General features: G+C 61.6%; 15 protein-coding genes. 10 read left to right on the forward strand and 5 right to left on the reverse strand.

What is annotated here, in order from left to right; genetic code table 11:
- Positions 1-60: 60 nt before the first annotated feature.
- The 4 genes from C7S18_RS18175 (at position 61) to C7S18_RS18190 (ending at position 6,609) form a co-directional block, all read left to right on the forward strand.
- Complete coding sequence (locus C7S18_RS18175) at positions 61-1,359, forward strand: polymer-forming cytoskeletal protein (protein WP_106892899.1); 1,299 nt, start codon at positions 61-63, stop codon at positions 1,357-1,359.
- Between the two features lie 318 nt (positions 1,360-1,677).
- Complete coding sequence (locus C7S18_RS18180) at positions 1,678-3,825, forward strand: carboxy terminal-processing peptidase (RefSeq protein WP_106892900.1); 2,148 nt, start codon at positions 1,678-1,680, stop codon at positions 3,823-3,825.
- Positions 3,826-3,828: 3 nt separating this feature from the next.
- Positions 3,829-4,728 (forward strand): ATP-grasp domain-containing protein, encoded by a 900-nt coding sequence (locus C7S18_RS18185; protein WP_106892901.1) that lies wholly within the window; start codon positions 3,829-3,831, stop codon positions 4,726-4,728.
- A gap of 108 nt (positions 4,729-4,836) precedes the next feature.
- Positions 4,837-6,609: an assimilatory sulfite reductase (NADPH) flavoprotein subunit gene (locus tag C7S18_RS18190; protein WP_106892902.1), complete on the forward strand. Its 1,773-nt coding sequence runs from the start codon at positions 4,837-4,839 to the stop codon at positions 6,607-6,609.
- Between the two features lie 115 nt (positions 6,610-6,724).
- Here the strand turns inward: C7S18_RS18190 and xerD are convergent, their stop codons facing one another.
- On the reverse strand, positions 6,725-7,627 hold the full coding sequence (xerD, locus tag C7S18_RS18195) for a site-specific tyrosine recombinase XerD (protein WP_106892903.1): 903 nt from the start codon (positions 7,625-7,627) through the stop codon (positions 6,725-6,727).
- A 138-nt stretch (positions 7,628-7,765) separates the two neighbouring features.
- On the opposite strand from xerD, the gene C7S18_RS18200 reads away from it, so the two are divergent.
- A complete protein-coding gene (locus tag C7S18_RS18200) occupies positions 7,766-8,635 on the forward strand; it encodes an NAD(P)-dependent oxidoreductase (RefSeq protein WP_106892904.1) in 870 nt (289 codons plus the stop codon).
- A 213-nt stretch (positions 8,636-8,848) separates the two neighbouring features.
- Here the strand turns inward: C7S18_RS18200 and C7S18_RS18205 are convergent, their stop codons facing one another.
- From C7S18_RS18205 to C7S18_RS18220, 4 genes are all read right to left on the reverse strand, one after another.
- Positions 8,849-10,465 carry a VCBS repeat-containing protein gene (locus C7S18_RS18205; protein WP_106892905.1) on the reverse strand — a complete coding sequence of 539 codons (1,617 nt, stop codon included), beginning with the start codon at positions 10,463-10,465 and terminating at the stop codon, positions 8,849-8,851.
- Positions 10,466-10,603: 138 nt separating this feature from the next.
- Positions 10,604-12,907, reverse strand: coding sequence for a winged helix-turn-helix domain-containing protein (locus C7S18_RS18210; protein ID WP_106892906.1), 2,304 nt, complete (start codon positions 12,905-12,907; stop codon positions 10,604-10,606).
- Between the two features lie 120 nt (positions 12,908-13,027).
- The gene (locus C7S18_RS18215) at positions 13,028-13,537 is read right to left on the reverse strand and encodes a hypothetical protein (protein ID WP_106892907.1); all 510 of its coding nucleotides are present in this window, start codon (positions 13,535-13,537) and stop codon (positions 13,028-13,030) included.
- Positions 13,530-14,117, reverse strand: a complete 588-nt coding sequence (locus C7S18_RS18220) for a GNAT family N-acetyltransferase (RefSeq protein WP_106892908.1) — start codon at positions 14,115-14,117, stop codon at positions 13,530-13,532. The genes C7S18_RS18215 and C7S18_RS18220 overlap by 8 nt, the downstream gene beginning before the upstream one ends.
- A gap of 168 nt (positions 14,118-14,285) precedes the next feature.
- On the opposite strand from C7S18_RS18220, the gene C7S18_RS18225 reads away from it, so the two are divergent.
- The 5 genes from C7S18_RS18225 to C7S18_RS18245 all read left to right on the forward strand — a co-directional run bounded on the left by C7S18_RS18225 (position 14,286) and on the right by C7S18_RS18245 (position 19,519).
- A complete protein-coding gene (locus C7S18_RS18225) occupies positions 14,286-15,512 on the forward strand; it encodes a sensor histidine kinase (protein ID WP_106892909.1) in 1,227 nt (408 codons plus the stop codon).
- Positions 15,509-16,150: a response regulator gene (locus tag C7S18_RS18230; protein ID WP_106892910.1), complete on the forward strand. Its 642-nt coding sequence runs from the start codon at positions 15,509-15,511 to the stop codon at positions 16,148-16,150. The genes C7S18_RS18225 and C7S18_RS18230 overlap by 4 nt, the downstream gene beginning before the upstream one ends.
- 117 nt (positions 16,151-16,267) lie before the next feature.
- Positions 16,268-17,317: an SRPBCC family protein gene (locus C7S18_RS18235; protein WP_106892911.1), complete on the forward strand. Its 1,050-nt coding sequence runs from the start codon at positions 16,268-16,270 to the stop codon at positions 17,315-17,317.
- 526 nt (positions 17,318-17,843) lie between these two features.
- Positions 17,844-18,785, forward strand: a complete 942-nt coding sequence (locus C7S18_RS18240) for an ABC transporter ATP-binding protein (protein ID WP_106892912.1) — start codon at positions 17,844-17,846, stop codon at positions 18,783-18,785.
- Positions 18,782-19,519: an ABC transporter permease subunit gene (locus C7S18_RS18245; RefSeq protein WP_106892913.1), complete on the forward strand. Its 738-nt coding sequence runs from the start codon at positions 18,782-18,784 to the stop codon at positions 19,517-19,519. Before C7S18_RS18240 ends, C7S18_RS18245 begins: the two co-directional genes overlap by 4 nt.
- The last annotated feature ends 7 nt before the right edge of the window (positions 19,520-19,526 follow it).

Genomic DNA, 19,526 nt, shown 5'->3' on the forward strand with positions numbered 1-19,526 from the left:
CATCGCGTGTGATCGACGCACCACCTGCTTCCACGCCCAATTTTGAGGGACCTACCGACCATGCGTCTGCTACCTGCTGTTCTGACTGTATTGACTGCCCTGCCCGGCTTCGCGGACGCCGCGACGGCGCGGGTGCACTTTGCCAAAGAGATCGAACTAGCCGCGGGCGAGGTCGCGGGAGATCTCAGCATGATCGCCGGCAAGATCAGTCTGAATGCAGATAGCCGAGCCGACCAGATTCTGGTCGACAATGGTCGTCTGGTCATGAAGGCCGGCAGTCACGCCGCCGGGGTTCGTGTGAACAGTGCCGAGGCGGTTCTCGCTGGCACGATCACCGGCGACGTGTTTTGCGGTGTCGGCAGCTTGCAGATTGAAGCCCCCGCTCGAGTCGATGGCAACGTGGTGAACCTGGGTTGCGATTTGCAGATCGGCAAGGATGTCACGATCGGCGGCGACATCATCAGTTTTTCTGACCAGAATCGGATCGGGCCGAACCTGAAACTGCCGGGGCGGGTGTTGATGCTTCCGGGTGCCGATCGTCGGTCCAAGAATCGCGATTTGCCAAAACTCAATTTGCTTCACGATGTGCACATTGCAGGCGGCTTGCACCTGGGCCATTGCGTGCAACTCGAACGCGGCAACCGCGTGCAGGCCGAGTACTTTGGAATCGCCCCGCACGAACCGTTGAATATGGACCGCGATCGGCCCAAGGCCTGCAAGCCATTGCCAGGCGCCGCGGGTTTGATCACGAAACCGCAACTGGATGGCATTGAGCCGGTCTACGTGTTTACCGGCGCCGCGCTATCGCGGGATCAAACGCTCGGTGACGCCACATTGGTGTTCATGGGGCAGGAAGTACCGCCCGGGGCCAAGGTCGGCCATCTCCGCACGATCAACGGCGCAGTGGTGTTGTCCGAACGGGCGGAAGCAGCGGCGCTGAATGTGGTCAACGGCGCGGTGGTACTGAAAGACAGCGCACACGTGCGAGGCGCCGTGGAAGTTCGCAATGGCCCGTTGCTGCTGGAAGCCAACGCCGTAATCAGTGGTCCAGTCACGGTCTATAACAGTTACATCCAAGTCCAGAAAGGCGCCAGGATCGATGGCCCGGTGACCTTCTATGGCGAGACGCTCGCCGTCGCTCTGGGCGGCCAAGTCGGCGATGTGCGCATCGCCCGACTCGATGATCAGCCGAGCGAAGGCAAACGCGGCCGTCCCACTGTGCATTTGCAGGAAGGCGCGGCCGTGCGCGGAAAGTTGGTCTTCGACCGTCCCGCGAAGCTCAAGATCAGTCATGGCCCGGCACCGCAGTTTACGGGGATCAGTCCGGAGCTGAAGATCGTCAAGCCGGATCGTCGCTGAACATCGTCACCCGTCTTGCGGGCTGTGCCGAAACCGGCGTCTCCCGTAAACATTGCTGAACGAATGGGCCCGGCAACCGCGGCAACGCTGTTGCCAGACGGCGCGACGTGACCATCCTCATGCGCGCCGCCAACACTCAGGAACCGACCGGAATCAGGCACTTGCCCGCCTCGTGCCGCACGAATTGGGGAGTTCTTCACATTTCGGAGCGCATTGTCGGACGCTGGACTGGCGCTATGATCGGGTCATGACTTACGCCACAGCCCGGAACTTCCTGAAGACTCTAGGCTCACAGCACGAAACAGGACGAGGTTTTGCATGAAATGGCATTTTCTGGCTTTGGTAATTGGTGCAACGCTGTCGGCGAGCACGCCGGCCATTGAGGCGGCCAAGCCCAAGCACTTGGCGCCGACCAATGCGCAAGCGCAGGCCGCGTTGTGGGCCACCCGGTTTCTGACGCGCTTCCACTACAAGCGGGTGCCGCTGGACGACGCCATGTCGGCGCGGATGTTCAATCGCTATCTGGAAACGCTTGATGGCGGCAAGATGTTCTTTCTGCAAGCCGATATCGATGAGTTCACGGCCTACAAGCTGGAACTCGACGATGCCGTGTTCGAACAGGATCTCGCGATTCCGTTCAAGATCTACGATCGCTATCTCAGTCGCACACGCGAGCGCGCTGCCGCGGTCGATGCGATGCTCGCCAAGGGCTTTGAGTTCTCGGTCAATGAAGACTTTGCGTTCGACCGCGAAGACTTGCCGTGGGCGAAATCCGCAGCCGAACTCGACGATGTCTGGCGCAAGCGCCTGAAGAACGACTGGCTGCGCCTGAAGTTGGCGGGCAAAGACGCCAAGGCCATTCAGGATACGCTGAGCAAGCGCTACCACACGCTTGCCGACCGGACCGCCGACATCGACGAAGAAGACGTATTCCAGGCGTTCATGAACGCCTATGCGGTCGAGATTGAGCCGCATACGAACTATCTGGCGCCACGTGCGTCGGAAAACTTCAATATGCAGATGCGCCTGTCCCTGGAGGGCATTGGTGCGGTCTTGCAGCGCGAAGACGAATACACGGCGATTCGCACGATCGTCAAAGGTGGCCCGGCCGACATGTCGGGCAAGGTCAAGGTGGGTGATCGCGTGCTGGCTGTCGGCCAGGGCGCGGCGGGAGCCATGGTCGATGTCGTTGGCTGGCGCCTGGATGACGTGGTTGACCTGATCCGCGGCAAGAAAGGCACCGTGGTCAAGCTCGACATTCTGCCTGGCGACGCGGGCCCCGATGGCAAACCGCAGCGCATTGAAATCACGCGCGACAAGGTCAAGCTTGAAGAGCAGGCCGCCAAGAAATCGGTGATCGACGTAGGCGGGCGCAAGATCGGTGTGATCACATTGCCGACGTTCTATCACGACTTCGAAGGCGAGCGTCGGGGCGATGCCGACTTTGTGTCGAGCACAGCAGACGTTTCCCGACTGATCGGCGAATTGAAGAAGCAACAGGTCGCCGGCATCGTCATGGACCTGCGCGGCAACGGCGGCGGCTCGCTGACGGAAGCAACCGATTTGACGGGGCTGTTCATCGACAAGGGCCCGGTGGTGCAGGTCAAGGATGCGCAAGGCCGAATCTCGGTTGAGGCGGATCGCAATACGGGCACCACTTGGGATGGCCCGCTCGCAGTGATGATTGATCGCGAATCGGCATCGGCCTCGGAGATTTTTGCGGCGGCGCTGCAGGACTACGGCCGGGCGCTGATCATCGGCCAAACCAGCTTCGGCAAGGGCACCGTGCAGAACCTGTTCGATCTCGATCACGTGGCACAAAACGAGACCGCGCAGTTCGGCCAACTCAAGCTGACGATTGCGCAGTTCTTTCGGATCAATGGCGGCTCGACCCAGCACCGTGGCGTGAGCCCCGACATTGCATACCCCGACTCATGGGATGCCTTGGACTACGGCGAGAGCTCGCTCGACAACGCGCTGCCTTGGACCAGCATTGAGCCGGCACAGTACGAGCTGAGCGGCGACCTCAAGCAATTGCTGCCGATGCTGTCGGCGCGCCATGAGGCGCGTATCGGCAAGAACATCGAGTACCGTTGGTGGCAGCAGGACTTGGCCGACTATCACAACGAGCGCGACAAGAAGACGATTTCGCTGCTGGAAAGTGAGCGCCGCAAAGAGCGCGATGCGCAGGAAAAGAAGCGGGCCGACCGGAAACAGGCGCGCATCGCCGCCGGACTCGATGCTGATCGCTCGAAGTCGGATGATGGTCTGCAGGCGGACGAGCGTCCGCTGGCTGAGCAGGTCAAGGAAGAGGAAACCGCTACGGCACAGGAAGACAAACCAGATTTTCTGCTGGTCGAGGCGGCAACGGTGTTGAATGATGCGATTGATCTGCTCGGTAAGGACCAACGCTTGGCCGAGGCCGTCGGCGATTTTGCGCCGCCGGTGCGTTCGGGCGTCAACTAAGCAGTGCAGCCGATTGCATTGGTCAGCGCCCGGGTCGCCGCGGCGCTGGACACCGATCTGCCGCCGCTGGTTCGAGCGCTGACTGATTTGGGCGTTCCGGTTGAAGTGGTCAACTGGGACGACCCCGATGTGGATTGGTCGCGGTTTCAGCAGGCCGTTCTCCGCAGCACGTGGGACTACGCCGAGCGCCTGCCGGAGTTCTTGGCCTTTGCCGATCGCGTCGCCGCGCTGACCCGGCTCCGCAATGCGCCGCCCGTGTTGCGCTGGAACACCGACAAGCACTATCTGAGTGAGCTCGCCGGTCTTGGCGTTGCGACGGTGCCCTCGGTTTTTGCTGAACCAGGCGCGGACGCGGCGCACGCGCTTGCAGCCTTTCGCCAAGCCTGGCCGAGCCGCGAATACGTCATCAAGCCAGCGGTCGGTGCCGGTTCGCGCGATGCGGCGCGCTACCACGATGATCAGCGGACCGTCGCTGTCGCCCATATCCAGCGGCTCCTCGATGACCGCCGGAGTGTGCTGATGCAACCGTATCTGGATCGCGTCGACGCCGCGGGCGAAACGGCGTTGCTCTATTTCGGCGGCGCATTCAGCCACGCCATTCGCAAGGGCCCGCTGCTCAAGGCGCACGCCGGGCCGACCGAGCTCTTGTTTGCGATCGAGGACATTCAGCCGCGCGAGGCAACAGCGGCCGAGCGCGCGGTCGGCGCCCAGGTCCTGGATGCGATGGCCAAGGTGCCCGCGCTCCAGGGTTTGTTGCCCCTGCCTTATGCCCGGGTGGATCTATTGCTCGACGAACTGGGGCAGCCCTGCTTGCTGGAGCTCGAGCTGACCGAACCATCGACGTTTCTGGAGCACGACCCCGCTGCTGCGCGACGCTTTGCCGAGGTTTTGCTCGGCAGCTGACGCACGGCCCGTAGACAGTCATAAGCGCCCGTTATATGGGCATGCGCGCAGGTCCTTTCCGCCGCTCGCTGGGACTGCCTATGGTGAGCTGCCGAAGTCGAGGTCACCATGAGCGCACTGCCCCAACTGCCGCTACCCGCGAACCTGCTCAGTCAGGAAGTTCTGACCAATCTGGATCGCCTGAGCCACGGGCTGGATGGTTCGGCGCTCTACTGGCTCTCTGGCTACTTTGCGGGTCGCGCCGCGGCATTGGGCCAAAGTACGGCACCCGCTCTGCCGACTCAGACGGGCACTGAGTCGCGCGCTCGGTTGACGATCATTTATGCCAGCCATACCGGCAACTCCCGGCGCATCGCGGAGAAGCTCAAGGCCGATGCCGAGGCAGCCGGGCTCGCGGTGCGCGCGCTGGCCGCCGATACGTATCCCACCAAGGAGCTCGCGCAGGAAAAGCTCCTGTACCTGATCGCCAGCACGCATGGCGACGGCGAGCCCCCGGATTCGGCGCGCGCCTTGTTTGAGTTTCTGAACGGCCGAAAGGCGCCCAAATTGCCGCAACTGAAGTATGCGGTGCTCGCGCTGGGTGACTCCAGTTATCCAAAGTTCTGCGAGGCTGGTCGGGTTCTGGACCGCCGCCTGACCGAACTGGGCGCTGAGCGCATTCAGGCGCTGAGCGAGCTGGATCTGGACTTCGAACAGGCCGCCGCCGATTGGCGCAAGCAGCAGATCGACGAAGCGCGCAAGCATCTGGTCAGCGCGGCCCCCGGTTTGCGCGTGGTGGTCAACAACACCCAGGCGGCGACGTTCGACCGCGAACATCCGTTCAGCGCGGAACTACTCAGCAATCAACGCTTGACCACCGGCAACGGCTGGCGCGACGTTCGGCATCTGGAGTTCTCGCTGGCCGAGAGCGGCATCAAGTACGAACCAGGCGACGCGCTCGGCATTATCGCCAGCAACGTACCCGCTCGCGTGCAGGCTTGGTTGCAGTGGTTCGAACTGGACGGCGGCACCGCGGTGACCGTGCAAGGCAAGACGCAACCGTTGTTTGAAGTACTGAGCCACCAGCGCGAATTGACGCGCCTGAGCCGTTCACTGCTCGGTCGCATCGCCGACATCGGCCAGCATGACGCGCTGAAACAAATCATCGCCAACCCAGAACTGCTGAGTGACACCTTGAAGCGTGTCAAGCCGCTGGATCTGCTGCGGCAGTTCCCGGCCCGCCTGGATGCGCAGACTCTGGTCGATCTGCTGCGCCCGCTGACGCCGCGTCTGTACTCCATTGCATCGAGTCGTGAGCAAGTGGGCGACGAAGTGCATCTGACGGTTGCGGTAGATCCCGACGGTGTCGCGTCCAGTTTCCTCGGCGCAACGGAGCCCGGTACGAGCATACGCATCTTCGTCGAACCCAATCAGCGCTTCCGGTTGCCTGCTGATTCGCACCGCGACGTGATCCTGGTTGGCCCAGGCACCGGCGTGGCCCCGTTCCGCGGGTTCTTGCAGCAACGCCTCGCGCTAGGCGCAGCCGGGCGGAACTGGCTGTTCTTCGGTGCACCGCGTTTGCGCGAGGACTTTCTGTATCAGACCGAGTGGCTCGACTGGCGCAAGCAAGGCAAGCTGCAGATCGATGTGGCGTTCTCGCGCGACGGCGCTGAGAAGTACTACGTACAGCACGCGATGCGCGCCAAAGCGCGCGAACTGTACCAATGGCTGCAGCGCGGCGCGCATCTCTACGTGTGCGGCGATGCCACGCGGATGGCGCCCGATGTGCATCAGGCATTGATCGATATTGTCGCTGAGCAGGCGGGGCAGTCGGTCGAAGCGGCGACCGATGTGGTCAACGGCTGGCTACAGGAAGGTCGCTACGCACGCGACGTCTATTGATGCGAAGCCTGCGCCAGGAAGGTGGCGTGCTCATGACGGGATCGGCTTTCGCACGCGCACCTCGCTTTGGAGCCATCCTGGGCTCTGCGAAATCTGATCGGGCGCGCCGGCCGAATCAGCCGCGCGGATGATGTTGCTGATGCAACCGTTTCAGACCTTCCTTCGCAACCAGGGTATAGATCTGCGTCGTGGAGAGGCTGGAATGCCCGAGCATCATTTGCAGCGCGCGAAGATCCGCGCCGTGATTTAGCAGATGCGTGGCAAACGAGTGGCGGAGTCCGTGCGGCGTGACCGGTCGGATGACGCCGACCTGGGCTGCATACTTCTTGATCATCAACCAAAAGCGTTGCCGCAACACCGGCCCACCGCGATTCGACACGAAGACCAACTCACTCGGCTTGCCGCGCAACAGCACCGACCGCGCTTCATTCAGGTAGCGTTGCAGCCAATCGATCGCCCACTCGCCGATGGGCAGCAGGCGTTCCTTGCTCCCCTTGCCGCGCACCCGCAAGGCGCCTTGGCGCAGATTGATTTCGTTGATGCTGAGCGCGCAGAGTTCACTGACCCGAAGCCCAGCTGCATACATCAGTTCCAGCATGGCGCGATCACGCAGCCCTTTGGGATCGGTGACGTCGGGCGCCTTTAGCAACGACTCGACCTCGGTTTCGGACAACGCCTTCGGCAGGCCCTTCGGCAGCTTTGGTGAGCGCACCAAGGCCGATGGGTCATCGTCCCGCAAACGTTCGCGCAGAAAAAACCGATAAGCGTGCCGAAGTGCTGACAGACAGCGCGCATTGCTGCGCGCATGCACGCCCTCCTGTTGCCGCTTGGCGAGAAAGCCGAGCAAGTCCGCGCGTGAGGCCGAGAGCAATCCAAGCTTTTGCTGCGCCAGAAACGCCGCGCACTGGTTCAAATCGTTCCGGTAAGCGAGCAGCGTGTTCTTGGCGAGCCCAAGCTCGGCAAAAGCCATGTCCAGAAAGCGCTCGATCAGCGCAAGGTCGGTGTCACTAGCGTTCATGCCCGCATTCTGCCAGTTCAATGCCTGGCTTGCCGCATGCAATCAAAGACTTACCGAGCCTTTTTCCGATCGTCGGCGGCTGGCGCTGTCATTTGGGACTGCTACACTCAAAAGCTTGTCGATTCAGGACTAATAGGCATGAGCGTTGCATTTATTGGGTTGGGCGCGATGGGCGGCCCGATGGCCGGCCATGTGTACCAGGCGGGCCTGCTGAAAGCGGTGGCCAATCGGACTTTGCCCAAGGCTCAGGCCTTTGCTAATGCCCATGACGGCGTGGTCGCAGTCGCGTCGCTGGCGGACCTGCCGGCTGCAGTCGACGTGGTTATTTCGTGCGTGACAGCCGATGCCGATGTGCTCGCGTTGGCGCGCGACCTCGCCGCGCTGAAACGCCCGGGCCTCGTGCTGATCGATCATTCGACAATTGCGTCGAAGAGTGCCCAGCAGGCGGCCAACATTTTGCGTGCCGAAGGTGCAGATTTTCTCGACGCCCCAGTGTCGGGCGGCGTCGAAGGCGCGCGCAATGGCAAGCTGTCGATCATGGTTGGCGGTCAGCCGGAAACACTGGCCCGCGTGCAGCCCATTCTGCAGTGCTATGCCGCCCGCATGACGCACATGGGCGATGTGGGCGCCGGTCAGAACACGAAGGCGGTCAATCAAGTACTGGTGGCCGGTATTGCGCAGGCTGTCTGCGAGGGCATGGCGCTGGGCGAAGCCTTGGGCCTGGATCCGACCCGCCTGCTGCCCACGCTCGGTGCCGGCGCCGCGCAGAACTGGTTCATGGAAAAGCGCGGCCCGACCATGTTGCAGAACCAGTTCAGCAGCGGCTTCAAGCTCGCGTTGTTGCATAAGGACCTGCTGATCGTGCAGGCGCTCGCCGAGGCCGCGGGCACCGATCACAGCATTGTCGACAAATGCCTTGCCGACTATGGCCAGTTGATGCAGTCTGGCCATGGTGACGACGAAATTTCGTCCCTGATTCGACTCAAGAGAAAGCCTGGCTCGCGCTGAGGCGATTCGGCGAGAGCGAGTCCGGACCGGCGCCGGACTCGCGAGTTGAAAAACGCCCAGGATGGGCGGTTTTCAACGGCCAAAAAACTTGCGCCATGGATGGCGCAACCGCGAATCGATCACGCCAGTGATTGATTCGGCGAGAGCGAGTCCGGACATGTGCCGGACTCGCGAGTTGAAAAGCGCCCAGGATGGGCGGTTTTCAACGGCCAATTACTCACAGCTCAATCCCGCAGGCTGAGTGATGCGTGCCAAGGGCATGGTGCCGGCGGCATATCCGGCGACAACCGGCTCAAAGCGCACCTGTCCGGCATTGCAGTCGGAAAACTGGAATTGCAAATGACCAAAGGCTCGCGTTTGCACATCCGCCGCATTGAAGTTGGGCGGGAAGCGTCCGCCTGAAAAGATTTGCGCGTCCAAGTCTGCCTGATTGCCAGTGTAAGTCCCCACCCCACCAAACCAGGCCTGATTGCCGCCGTTGTCAAACGCAAACCAGATCGCCAGGAAGCGTTGCTCCGGCAGGACCTGAATGAAGAAGCCGTGCCCGGGGTTGGCTGGATCATGCCAGGCACCGGTCATGCCCGCGCCAATCGCGAATCCGGGCTGTGGCTCGACGTCGCCACGGATGATACGCGCGAGATTGACGGGCGATGCGCCAACCAAAAAGTCGACGCGACCATCATTGTTGGTGTCACCCAACGATGCAGCGTCAAAGCCGAATTGCTCGCCCGCGGCGGTCCCGAGCTCAGTCTGCATTACCGCACCGGTCCGGCCACTGAAGACTTGCATCCGCCCGCGCGCACCGAGTCCGGCGGATGAATAGGAATAGGAGCCGATGATCAGATCCGCATGACCGTCGTGATCGACATCGCCCGCGCCACGCCCGCAACCCAGCCCTTCGCCATTCGCCCCTTGAAACAAGTGCAAGCGACTGCCATCGGCTCCGGAGAACACAAAGGCGCGACCATCGCCCCCCAGTGCACTGAAGTCGCCGACATAGACATCGGGCACGCGATCGCCGTTCACATCGCCCGCGTCTCCGAGGAACGAGGTTCCGAAGTTCACTGCACCAACCGGACCGGTAATTTTTCGAAGACGCGCACCATCGGCGCCGGAGAACACATAGATCGCGCCCGTTGCGGGCGCGCCTTCGACCGGCGCACTGATCAGAAGATCCGGGCGTTGATCCTGGTTCAGATCGGCAATCCCGGACACGCCTTGACCGAATCCTGCACCGGCCACGTCGCCTGTGAAGGTGCGGATCAAGTGACCGTCCCGGCCCGAGTAAAGATAGGCGCGCCCCGGATTGAAGCCATTGCCAATCAGCACATCGTCGCGTTGGTCGGCATCGACATCACCGACGCCTGCGACGGCCCAGCCAAAACCCTCGCTGCCCGTGCCAAGCCATTGCCACAACACTGCGCCATTGGCACCGGAAAACGCGACGGCGCCGCCGCGTTGACTGCCGCTGCGTGGGTGCCCGGTCACCACATCATGGATGCCATCGCCGTTCAGATCGCCGGCGTCGGCAACGGCCCAGCCCGCCGACGCGCCGTTATCCGGGCCCGTCATCGTGCGGATCAGGGCGCCGGTGCGTCCCGAGTACAACGACACACTGCCCCGAACACTGTTGCCAAGGGCCGTAGATACGAGCGCATCATCGACTTGGTCGCCATCGACGTCAGCAATGGGCGCCAATGACCAGCCTGTTCCGGCCGGGCCAGTAAGCGTCTGCAATGTTGCTGCTGGAGACTGCCCTATTGCGGCGATGAGTGGCGCGAACCAGGCCAGACGGGCGATTGCTGCGATGACTGCTTGCATGCGTTTCATGATGCGTTCCTTTGCGAATGTCCGTCCCTTCCGGAAAGCGGACCGAGGGCTGCCGGCATCACCAACACGCGTCGGCGATGTTCACGGCAGATGACGAAGAATCGAGAGGCGCAGGACGGCCTGGCCTCAAGCAATGACTCAGGATGAGTCGGGCAGCACGTGCCAGGGCAAGGGGAGATCGGCGATTGGTGCCGCCATCAGTTCGCCGGAATCATCAAACAGAACGGGCATGATTACCGCTTGCTGATTCCCAACTGCAAAATCCGCCGGATACGGCGGCATCGCCGTAGGAAAAACCTGCTCAGGTTGGTCGATTGCCAGGTTGTGCTGGCGTAGCGCGGCCGCGCCCTTGACCGCACCGACATACCAGATCGAATCACCAGACACCCGCCACGCCGACGGTTCGACCAGGCTCGCCGTCAGGAGCAGAGGCTCGCTGCCGGGCTGCTGATCCCGTCGTCGGTACAGCACACCTTGGCGATCACTGAAACAGAGTGCATCCCCACATGTCTGCGCTCGGACAATCGGCTCTTGGATGCCGGCGTCCACCGCCTCCAGACGGTCGGCGGCGAGTCGCAACAAGGTGCTGGCGCCGGCGCTGACATGGCGGATCAACAGTAGGCGATCGCGATGCAGCGTGAGGTCGTAGACGCCCGGCACATCCATCACGCGACTCGGAACGGTATCGCCTGCCGCAAGTTGAAAGAGCGCGGTGTGCTGCGCTGCATCGACGGCCAGAATCCAGATCCGACCAGACGCGTCACCTTGCGTGAACGCGAGCACACGCCGCCACGGCCCTTGAGACACGCGCTGCAATTGATCCTGCTGCCACTTCCAGATCTGCTCGCCGCCATCCCGGCCAGAGACGAACCAAGTCTGCAAGCCGTCGCTCGAAAGCTGAACCAGCGCGTCATTGCCCGCCGCCGGCGCAATCCATTGCTCGTCATTGGCGGACGGGCCCGACAACGACAGGCGCAACAGATGAATGCGACTCATGGATCGCTTGAACACCAGTCGCGCGCTGCCATGTGGATTGATGCTCATTTGCCGAATGCGCTCGACGTCGGCGGTCGCGGTGGCCCGCGCCTGGCGGTCAAAAGCGATCAGTTGGTGTGGCGTCGGCCCGAGATCCAGCACCCATATTGCCGAGCCATCCGGCAACCACGCGAGACTATTAGGGTCGCGAAGTCGATCGCCACAGCGGCTCACGGCGCCGATCAGGTCAGCGAGACAGAGGCGCGTGTCCAAACCGTCGCGCTGCACAAACGCCAAGTGTTTGCCATCCGGCGATATCCGCGGCAAGCCGGCGTTACCAGGCCAATCGCGCGCGCCCGGGAGCAACCGCATGGTCCCCTGCTCCACATCGAGCAGCATCGGTACGATGTCTGTCTGCACGTCATTTTCGGCGCTCGCCAATACGAGTGACTTGCCATCGGGCAGCCAATCGAGCAACCGCGCAAAGTAACGATGATTCGGCATGGCAACGCGGCGTGGCTCACCACCGGCTCGGGCCAGCAACCAGACTTCCGCACGCGTCGGGTCAGCGACGATCAATGCAATGTGACTGCCATCGCGCGATACAGCGGGTGGATACAAGTCCCGACCATTCAGTGCCGGCAACAGCGTGTGGACAGCGGTCGACCCGGTTTCCCGCCAGACGAGCGCGTAGCCTGGCTTGCCGGCTTCATGCGCCAGATAGGCCAGGATCGTGCCATCACCAGAGACGCTGGGGCCCACCAACTGGCCGGATTCGAAACTCAGGACGGTCGCGTGTCGACTGACATCCAGCGGCATTGCCGACGCGTTTCGCGGCGTGTTCGTCCACCAGCTCGCCAGTGACCAGATTGCGAGCAGACCAACGAGCAGTGCGAGCCCAAGCACCACCATGCGTCGGCGTGCTGCAGACGCTGTCGTTCCGGGCGCCACGCGCTCGGCTGGCAGTTCGAACACGCGATTGTTTGCAACGGCAACGGATGATGGTGATTCGACGCCCGCGACGTCGGCACTTGCTTCGGCGCCTCCCAGTTCGGGCTCGGCCCGCAGTCGATAGCCCTTGCGGGCGATCGTTTCGATCAGCCGATCCTGACTCTGATCGTCCGCCAAGGCCGTCCGTAGTTCGTTGATGGCGCGTGTCACCACGTCGTCGCCAACGCTCATTCGGGGCCAGACCTGATCAAGGAGCAATTGCCGGGTCACGACCTGCCCGCGACGCGCGATCAAGACCGCCAGTACGGCAGTGGCTTTTGGTGACAGACGCACGTCCAGCCCGGCGCGATACAGCCTCTGGGCAGCCAGATCCACGACCGCGCCCCGCAACTTGGGCAGGTCGCCTCGAACGGCAGTGTCGGCAGCAAGATCGTGCAAAATGGCTCCAGGCAACGCTGCCCGAGTCATTCTGCCATTGTTGGATGGGACGAACCAGTTGCTTGCCATGCTGTTCATGGCGCAAAGCGTGCCTCAGTGACTCCATCGAGTCCTGACGAAAAGCTTCCGGAAATGTCGAGACTGTGCCGTCCTTGGCATCATGGCGCGCGGCACTTGGCTGTCAGCACCCGCAGGTCATCAGGCAGACGCAGGTGTCGCTTCGGATCGCACAAAACCTGCCAGATCCGCCCTCGCAAGCAGCAGGGCGCGCGCATCTTCCGCATCGTGTTCGAACCAGGCTCGCGCCGAACCCAGACGGAACGTGTAGCCCCAGGCATCCATGTCCTGGCAGGCGCGTGCAAAGCCAAAGCCGGGAATGGCATCGGCCAGCAGCAGTTGCAGATAGCAGGTGGCGTTCTCCTCCGGCACACTGTCGGAGGCATCCGTGTGGATACTCGCGCGCCGCTCCGGTGCCGCAACGAGCACATGGCAGAGTTCGTGCAGCAGCGAGTGCACCGGTGTATCGGCGCGCGCCAGAATCCGGGTGCCGATGATGCCTGCTTCGGCATCACCCCAGAATGATCCGGGTATCGGCGCACCGTCAATGATCAGTTCGAACTCAAGTCCCAATCGATGCACCAGATCACTGATGCTTGCGATGCCAACGTCACCGATGCAGAGCACGCCGATCGCGGCGCGTTCAGTCATTGGCCGCCCGGGACAACGGCATCCGGATCGGGCGCTCGGTCAGCCAAGGCAGATCCGGGAGGTGCTCGTAGGTCTCGCACACATACGGATAACTGCATAGCTCCTTCGCCAGCAGACCAACGCGACGTCCATTCGGCAGCGTCTGCTGCGCCACTTCGCGAAAACCATAGCTGCCGTGAAACAGGACCGAGGCATCGTCCCGCGGCTCCAGGAAAATCTCGCAGCACAGTTTCGGCGCACGGACTTCGGCGAACCCCTGCACGTCGGCATAGAAGATGCGGCCAAGGCCATGCCGGCGGTACGCCTGGGCAATGACAATGCGATCGATATACACGAAATTGTCGAACGTCGATTGGAAGAACTGGTAGTTCGGACTGGCGTAATCGAGGCCCGGGCGCAAGGCCATCAGAAAGCCGGCCAGGTGCTCATCGATGATCGCCACCCGGAAATAGGCAGCCTGGTCAAAGAACGCACGCAGACGATGGGCATCCAGCGGGAGGATGCTGTCGCCGGCGTTGTTATTCAGCGCCAGCACATGGTCCAAATCGTGGCTTTGTATGTCACGAATCAATACAGGCATCGAGCTCGGTCCCTGGTTTCAAACCCGAACATTATGCCATGCCGAAGGGTTCCCGGCATGGCGCGGTAAGCGAATTGCCGCGGATCGATCAGCCGATCCTGGCGCTTTTCTGCGGCATAGGCCATTCGTTTGCTGTTGCGGCACTGGCGTTGTTCCTATGATCACGGTATGCGCTTTCTCGGACTATCCCACGTCAATTGGCTTCGCTATGCCGGCCTGTTTACCTACGGCTGTGTTGGCATTCCGTTATTGCGCGACAGTCTGGACGGGGCACGCTTCGGGGCGGTGATGGCATGGTTGGGCCGGCAACCGCTGCCCGGCGAAATCTCGGAAGCCGATGTGATCGCGCTGATTGGCTGGTGGCTGGCCTATATTGCGTTCGGAGTGGCATTTTGGTTTGCCACCCGCGATCTCGGCGCGAGCCGAGCGCGCTTTGTCCGGGTACCGCTACTGATGGCCATGAATCTGGCCGCTGTGGCGATATCCTGGTTCAGCCAGAGCGGATTGTCGGGCATTCTGTTGCTCGTGATTGCTGGTGTATTGCCGTGGATGCTGTCCAGCCGTGCCGCGACCATTTGGGCCATTCTGCAAAACGCCAGCCTGCTGCCGGTGTTCCTGGGTCTGACGGACGAGTTCGGCGAACCGATCTACGGGTGGTTCGATGCGGTCCTGCAAAGCTTTCTGTACCTCGGATTCTCCAGCTTCACGTTCGCCACATCTGTGGTTGCCAAGGATCAGGCCGAAGCGCGCGAGGAGCAACGCCGCCTGAACTCCGAGCTCCGCGCGACCCGCGCCTTGCTTGCCGAATCGAGCCGCATTGCTGAGCGCGTGCGCATCGCTCGCGAGCTGCACGACCTGGTCGGCCACCATCTGACCGTGCTCACCCTGAATCTGGAAGTGGCGAGCCACTTGGTTTCCGGCCAAGGCCAGGAGAAGGTCCGGCAGGCTCAGAGCGTGGCGAAACTGCTGTTGTCGGATGTCCGTGAGGTGGTTGGGCAAATGCGCGAGGATGCCGAGATCGACCTTGGCGCCGCGCTGAAAGCCTTGACAGATGGCGTTCCCGAACCCAAGGTGCACCTAGACTTGAACGACAGCCTGAAGATCGAAAACCCGCTGTTCGCGCATGTATTGCTCCGCACCGCCCAGGAACTGCTGACCAATTGCATGCGTCATGCCGAGGCACGCAATTTCTGGCTGTCGTTGAATCAGAGCAAGCAGCGGATTGAACTGAACGCGCACGACGATGGCCGGGGCGCGGAAGCAATATCGGCCGGTAACGGTCTATCTGGCATGCTTGAGCGATTTCAAGAAGTGGGCGGCGGCCTCAATTGGCAGACCGCACCTGGCAAAGGCTTCTCGATTGAGGCCTGGATTCCGTTGGAGGCAAAAACATGATTTCTGTTTGTCTGGTCGATGATCAAACCTTGGTGCGTCAGGGCATTCGGAGCCTGCTGGAGCTCTCCGATTCCATCCGGGTCGTGGCTGAGGCCGGCGATGGCACACAGGCCATCGATACGATCCCGAAGGTCAAACCCGATGTGGTCCTGCTCGACATGCGGATGCCGAACCAGTCTGGCCTGGACGTGCTGAAAACCTTGGCAGCCCGCAATGAACTCCCGCCAACCATCATCCTGACCACCTTCGATGACGATCAGCTCGTTCTGGCCGGCCTGAAGGCGGGCGCCAAGGGCTACTTGCTGAAAGATGTCTCGCTCGATCAGCTGGTGGATGCAGTCAAAACGGTCGCCTCCGGCGGCAGTTTGGTCAAACCTGCGGTCACCCAGCGGCTCCTGGCCGGCCTGGAGCACATGCAAAACCAGTTTGCGAGCCTGGAACAACCAGACCCGTTGACCGAACGTGAAACTGAAATACTACGCCTGATGGCAGGCGGTTACAGCAACAAGGAAATTGCCAATTCCCTGGGCGTGGCGGAAGGAACCGTCAAGAACCACGTCTCCAATATCCTTTCCAAGCTGGGCGTCCGGGACCGAACCCGTGCCGTCCTGAAGGCTTTTGAGATGGGCATCGTTTGAAACAAACGTTCTGAAAATCTGTCTTTCGGAAAACCCTTTTCGGTTCCGATAGCGTTTGCCCCTCCGGATTCAGTACCATTCAAAACCTTTTCTTGGCCCTTTCCTTGAGCCTGCCCTATGTTGCGTATCGTTGAACTCGTCGTTGCGGCCCTCCTTGCCGCGCTGTTCTTCCTGGTGGTGGGCTTGTTCCTGCCGAGCAAGGCGCGCATTCAGCGCCAAATCGAACTGGGCAATCCAACCACGCAGGTCTATGACATGCTGAACGGGTTCCACCGCTTCAAGGATTGGAACCCTTGGGCCGCCGATACCGGTATTCAGCTCAACAAGTCCGGCGAGCGTTATGGCGAGGGTGCCACGCTGGAATACAAGTCCGACGCCTATGGCGAGGGCAAGGTCGTCCTGCGTAGCACCGAGTTTGAAGACGAGGGCAAAATCACCTTCGATCTGAACAACGACTGGCGCGGCACCAACAAGTCGATGGAATTCCGCATCATTCCAGACGCCAAGACGCGCGCCGTGAATCTGATCTGGACCACCCGTGTTGAGTACGGCATGGACATCCCCGGTCGTTACGCCGGCATGTACCTCGATGCCCGCATCGGCGAGCTGATGGAAACCGCGCTGGACCGCTTTGCGGCGGTCATGGCCACGGTTCCGTACGTGGACTACAGCCAGATGACGGTTGATGAAAGCACGATTCCCGGCTACGACATCCTCTATGTCGGCGGCGGTGTCCCGTCGGCGCCCCGCAAGTGGGATGAGGCCGAAGTGCTGATGGATCAAAGCTGGAAGCAAGTCGAAACGTTCATGACCAGCAACAAGATCGAGCCGAGTGGCGCGCGCCTCCGCATCATGAACGTCTACGGCGAAGAATCGAACGACTGCAGCATGGCCTACCCAGTGCCGCCGATTACGGTCCCAGTGACCGGCAATGTGCGCATGGGCCGCAGCTACGAAGGCGCCGTCCTGAAGACGCAATACATCGGCAACCGGGTAGCGATCAACGTGCCACGCGGCCCGCGCGAAGCCCTGAAGGCCTACGCTGCCACGCACGGCTTCGAATACAACTGGGACGGCGCCGGCCAGTTCGATTATTGGGTGGGCGATGACGACGTGACCGGCTATCCGATCACCGACGTCTACCTCCCTGTGACCATGAAGCCCTGATCGACCAAACTCCGCAACTTGCCCCGCTCCGGCGGGGCAAATTGTTTTCGGGCGCTAGGAAAGCGATCCCTCACCAATGATGCCGGATCCCGCCCGGCGCAATCTTCTCGCCTACGAAGCGCTTCTTGCCCCAAGGATGGGGCAATCGCCGCAGCAACTCGGCACGAGGTGCTGCGGCGGCACCGAGTCTGGACCGGAACAATCTGCTCGCCTACGAAGCGCTTCTTGCCCCAAGGATGGGGCAATCGCCGCAGCAACTCGGCACGAGGTGCTGCGGCGGCACCGAGTCCGGCCATGTGCCGGACTCGGTGCGGGCTGGTCGGCCAGGGATGGCCGATCCAGCCCAGCAAGAACAAAGCCGATCCAGCCCAGCAGATACACCGCCGATCCAGCCCAGCAGAAAAACTGAACTTTTCGCGCCTCTTGCAATCTGTGACTGTCGCCCCAATTTCGCCGCCGCGCCGGTTGACCAGTCCTGGCCGACCGGAACGGCAATTTCCGTCCTCAAACCTTCAAGAAGACCAACATGATTGAGACACGCGAGCTCAGCAAGCGATATGGCAGTCTGACTGCCGTCGATGGCATCAGCTTCAAGGTCGAACCCGGGCAGGTGCTCGGCTTTCTCGGCCCGAACGGTGCTGGCAAATCCACGACCATGAAAATGGTGGCGGGTTTCCTGACCCCCACCTCCGGCCAGGCGCTGGTGTGTGGTTTCGACGTCGAAACCCACCCGATTGAAGCCAAACAGGCCATGGGCTATTTGCCCGAAGGCGCGCCGAGCTATGGCGAAATGACTGTCGCCGACTTCCTCGGCTTCATAGCAGACGTTCGCGGCCTGCATGGTGGCGTCCGCACCCGGCAGCTGGACGATGCCATCGGCCGGCTCAGCCTGTCTGGCGTCCTGAAGCAGACCATCGACACGCTGTCCAAGGGTTTCCGTCGCCGCGTTGGTCTTGCCCAGGCAATTCTGCACGACCCGAAAGTGCTGATTCTGGACGAGCCCACAGACGGTCTCGACCCGAACCAGAAGCACGAAGTCCGAAATCTGATCAAGGCGATGGCCAAGGACAAGACCATCATTGTGTCCACGCACATCCTGGAAGAAGTTCATGCCGTGTGCCACCGCGCGATCATCATTGCCAAGGGCAAGGTTCTGGCTGATGACACGCCCGCGGCACTCGAAGGCCGCTCGCGCTACCACCGTGCGGTGTCACTGTCGGCTGATCAGCCTGAGGTCGTCAAAGCCGCACTCAGCCAGCTGAAAGACGTCGCCACAGTCGAAATCGACCCGCAGGATCAACGCATCACGGCGTTTCCGAAAAAAGATCGCGCGATCTTTGAAGCAGTCACCGAATGCCTGAAGGCGCAGAAGATCGCATTCCGCGAGCTCGCGCTCGAGCAAGGCCGACTGGACGAAGTGTTCCGCACCATCACTCAGGCCGAAACCACCGTGAAGGAGGCCGCATGAGCCTGATCCGCATTCTGTTCAAGCGCGAGTTGGCGAGCTACTTCGCCACGCCGGTTGCCTACGTGTTCATCGCGATCTTTCTCGTGCTGGCCATGGCGTTTTCGTTCTACCTCGGCGGCCTGTATGAGCGCGGCCAAGCCGACCTGCAGCCGTTCTTCAATTTCCACCCTTGGATGTTTCTGTTCCTAGTCCCGGCCATTGCGATGCGCCTTTGGGCAGAGGAACGCAAGAGCGGCTCCATCGAACTGTTGCTGACGCTGCCGGTCACGCTGTGGCAGGCTGTGTTTGGCAAGTTTTTGGCTGCCTGGGCATTCATTGGCATTGCCCTGTTGCTCACCGTGCCAATCTGGATCACCGTGAACTATCTGGGCGATCCCGACAACGGCGCCATCCTCGCGGGCTACTTCAGCAGCTTTCTGATGGCCGGCGCGTTTCTCGCGGTTGGCTCATGTCTGTCGGCCGTCACCCGCAACCAGGTCATCGCTTTCATTCTGACCGTCGTGGTCTGCTTCCTGCTGATGCTCTCCGGCTTCTCGCTGGTGCTCGACTTCTTCAGCGGCCTGAATCTGCCGCAAGCGGTGATTGATGCGATTGCCGGCATGTCGTTTCTGACGCACGCCAATGCGATCGGCAAAGGCGTGCTGGATCTCCGCGACATTCTCTATTTCACGCTGATGATTGCGTTCTGGCTGTATGCCACCGCCATTGTCATCGACATGAAAAAAGCTGATTGAGGGCCCC

The sequence above is a fragment of the Ahniella affigens genome, assembly GCF_003015185.1.
Classification (GTDB): domain Bacteria; phylum Pseudomonadota; class Gammaproteobacteria; order Xanthomonadales; family Ahniellaceae; genus Ahniella; species Ahniella affigens.

Coding starts and splice junctions, on each gene's coding strand:
- C7S18_RS18175 (WP_106892899.1), top strand. CDS start 61: ATGCGTCTGCTACCTGCTGTTCTGACTGTATTGACTGCCCTGCCCGGC.
- C7S18_RS18180 (WP_106892900.1), top strand. CDS start 1,678: ATGAAATGGCATTTTCTGGCTTTGGTAATTGGTGCAACGCTGTCGGCG.
- C7S18_RS18190 (WP_106892902.1), top strand. CDS start 4,837: ATGAGCGCACTGCCCCAACTGCCGCTACCCGCGAACCTGCTCAGTCAG.
- xerD (WP_106892903.1), bottom strand. CDS start 7,627: ATGAACGCTAGTGACACCGACCTTGCGCTGATCGAGCGCTTTCTGGAC.
- C7S18_RS18200 (WP_106892904.1), top strand. CDS start 7,766: ATGAGCGTTGCATTTATTGGGTTGGGCGCGATGGGCGGCCCGATGGCC.
- C7S18_RS18205 (WP_106892905.1), bottom strand. CDS start 10,465: ATGAAACGCATGCAAGCAGTCATCGCAGCAATCGCCCGTCTGGCCTGG.
- C7S18_RS18210 (WP_106892906.1), bottom strand. CDS start 12,907: ATGAACAGCATGGCAAGCAACTGGTTCGTCCCATCCAACAATGGCAGA.
- C7S18_RS18215 (WP_106892907.1), bottom strand. CDS start 13,537: ATGACTGAACGCGCCGCGATCGGCGTGCTCTGCATCGGTGACGTTGGC.
- C7S18_RS18220 (WP_106892908.1), bottom strand. CDS start 14,117: ATGCCTGTATTGATTCGTGACATACAAAGCCACGATTTGGACCATGTG.
- C7S18_RS18225 (WP_106892909.1), top strand. CDS start 14,286: ATGCGCTTTCTCGGACTATCCCACGTCAATTGGCTTCGCTATGCCGGC.
- C7S18_RS18230 (WP_106892910.1), top strand. CDS start 15,509: ATGATTTCTGTTTGTCTGGTCGATGATCAAACCTTGGTGCGTCAGGGC.
- C7S18_RS18235 (WP_106892911.1), top strand. CDS start 16,268: ATGTTGCGTATCGTTGAACTCGTCGTTGCGGCCCTCCTTGCCGCGCTG.
- C7S18_RS18240 (WP_106892912.1), top strand. CDS start 17,844: ATGATTGAGACACGCGAGCTCAGCAAGCGATATGGCAGTCTGACTGCC.
- C7S18_RS18245 (WP_106892913.1), top strand. CDS start 18,782: ATGAGCCTGATCCGCATTCTGTTCAAGCGCGAGTTGGCGAGCTACTTC.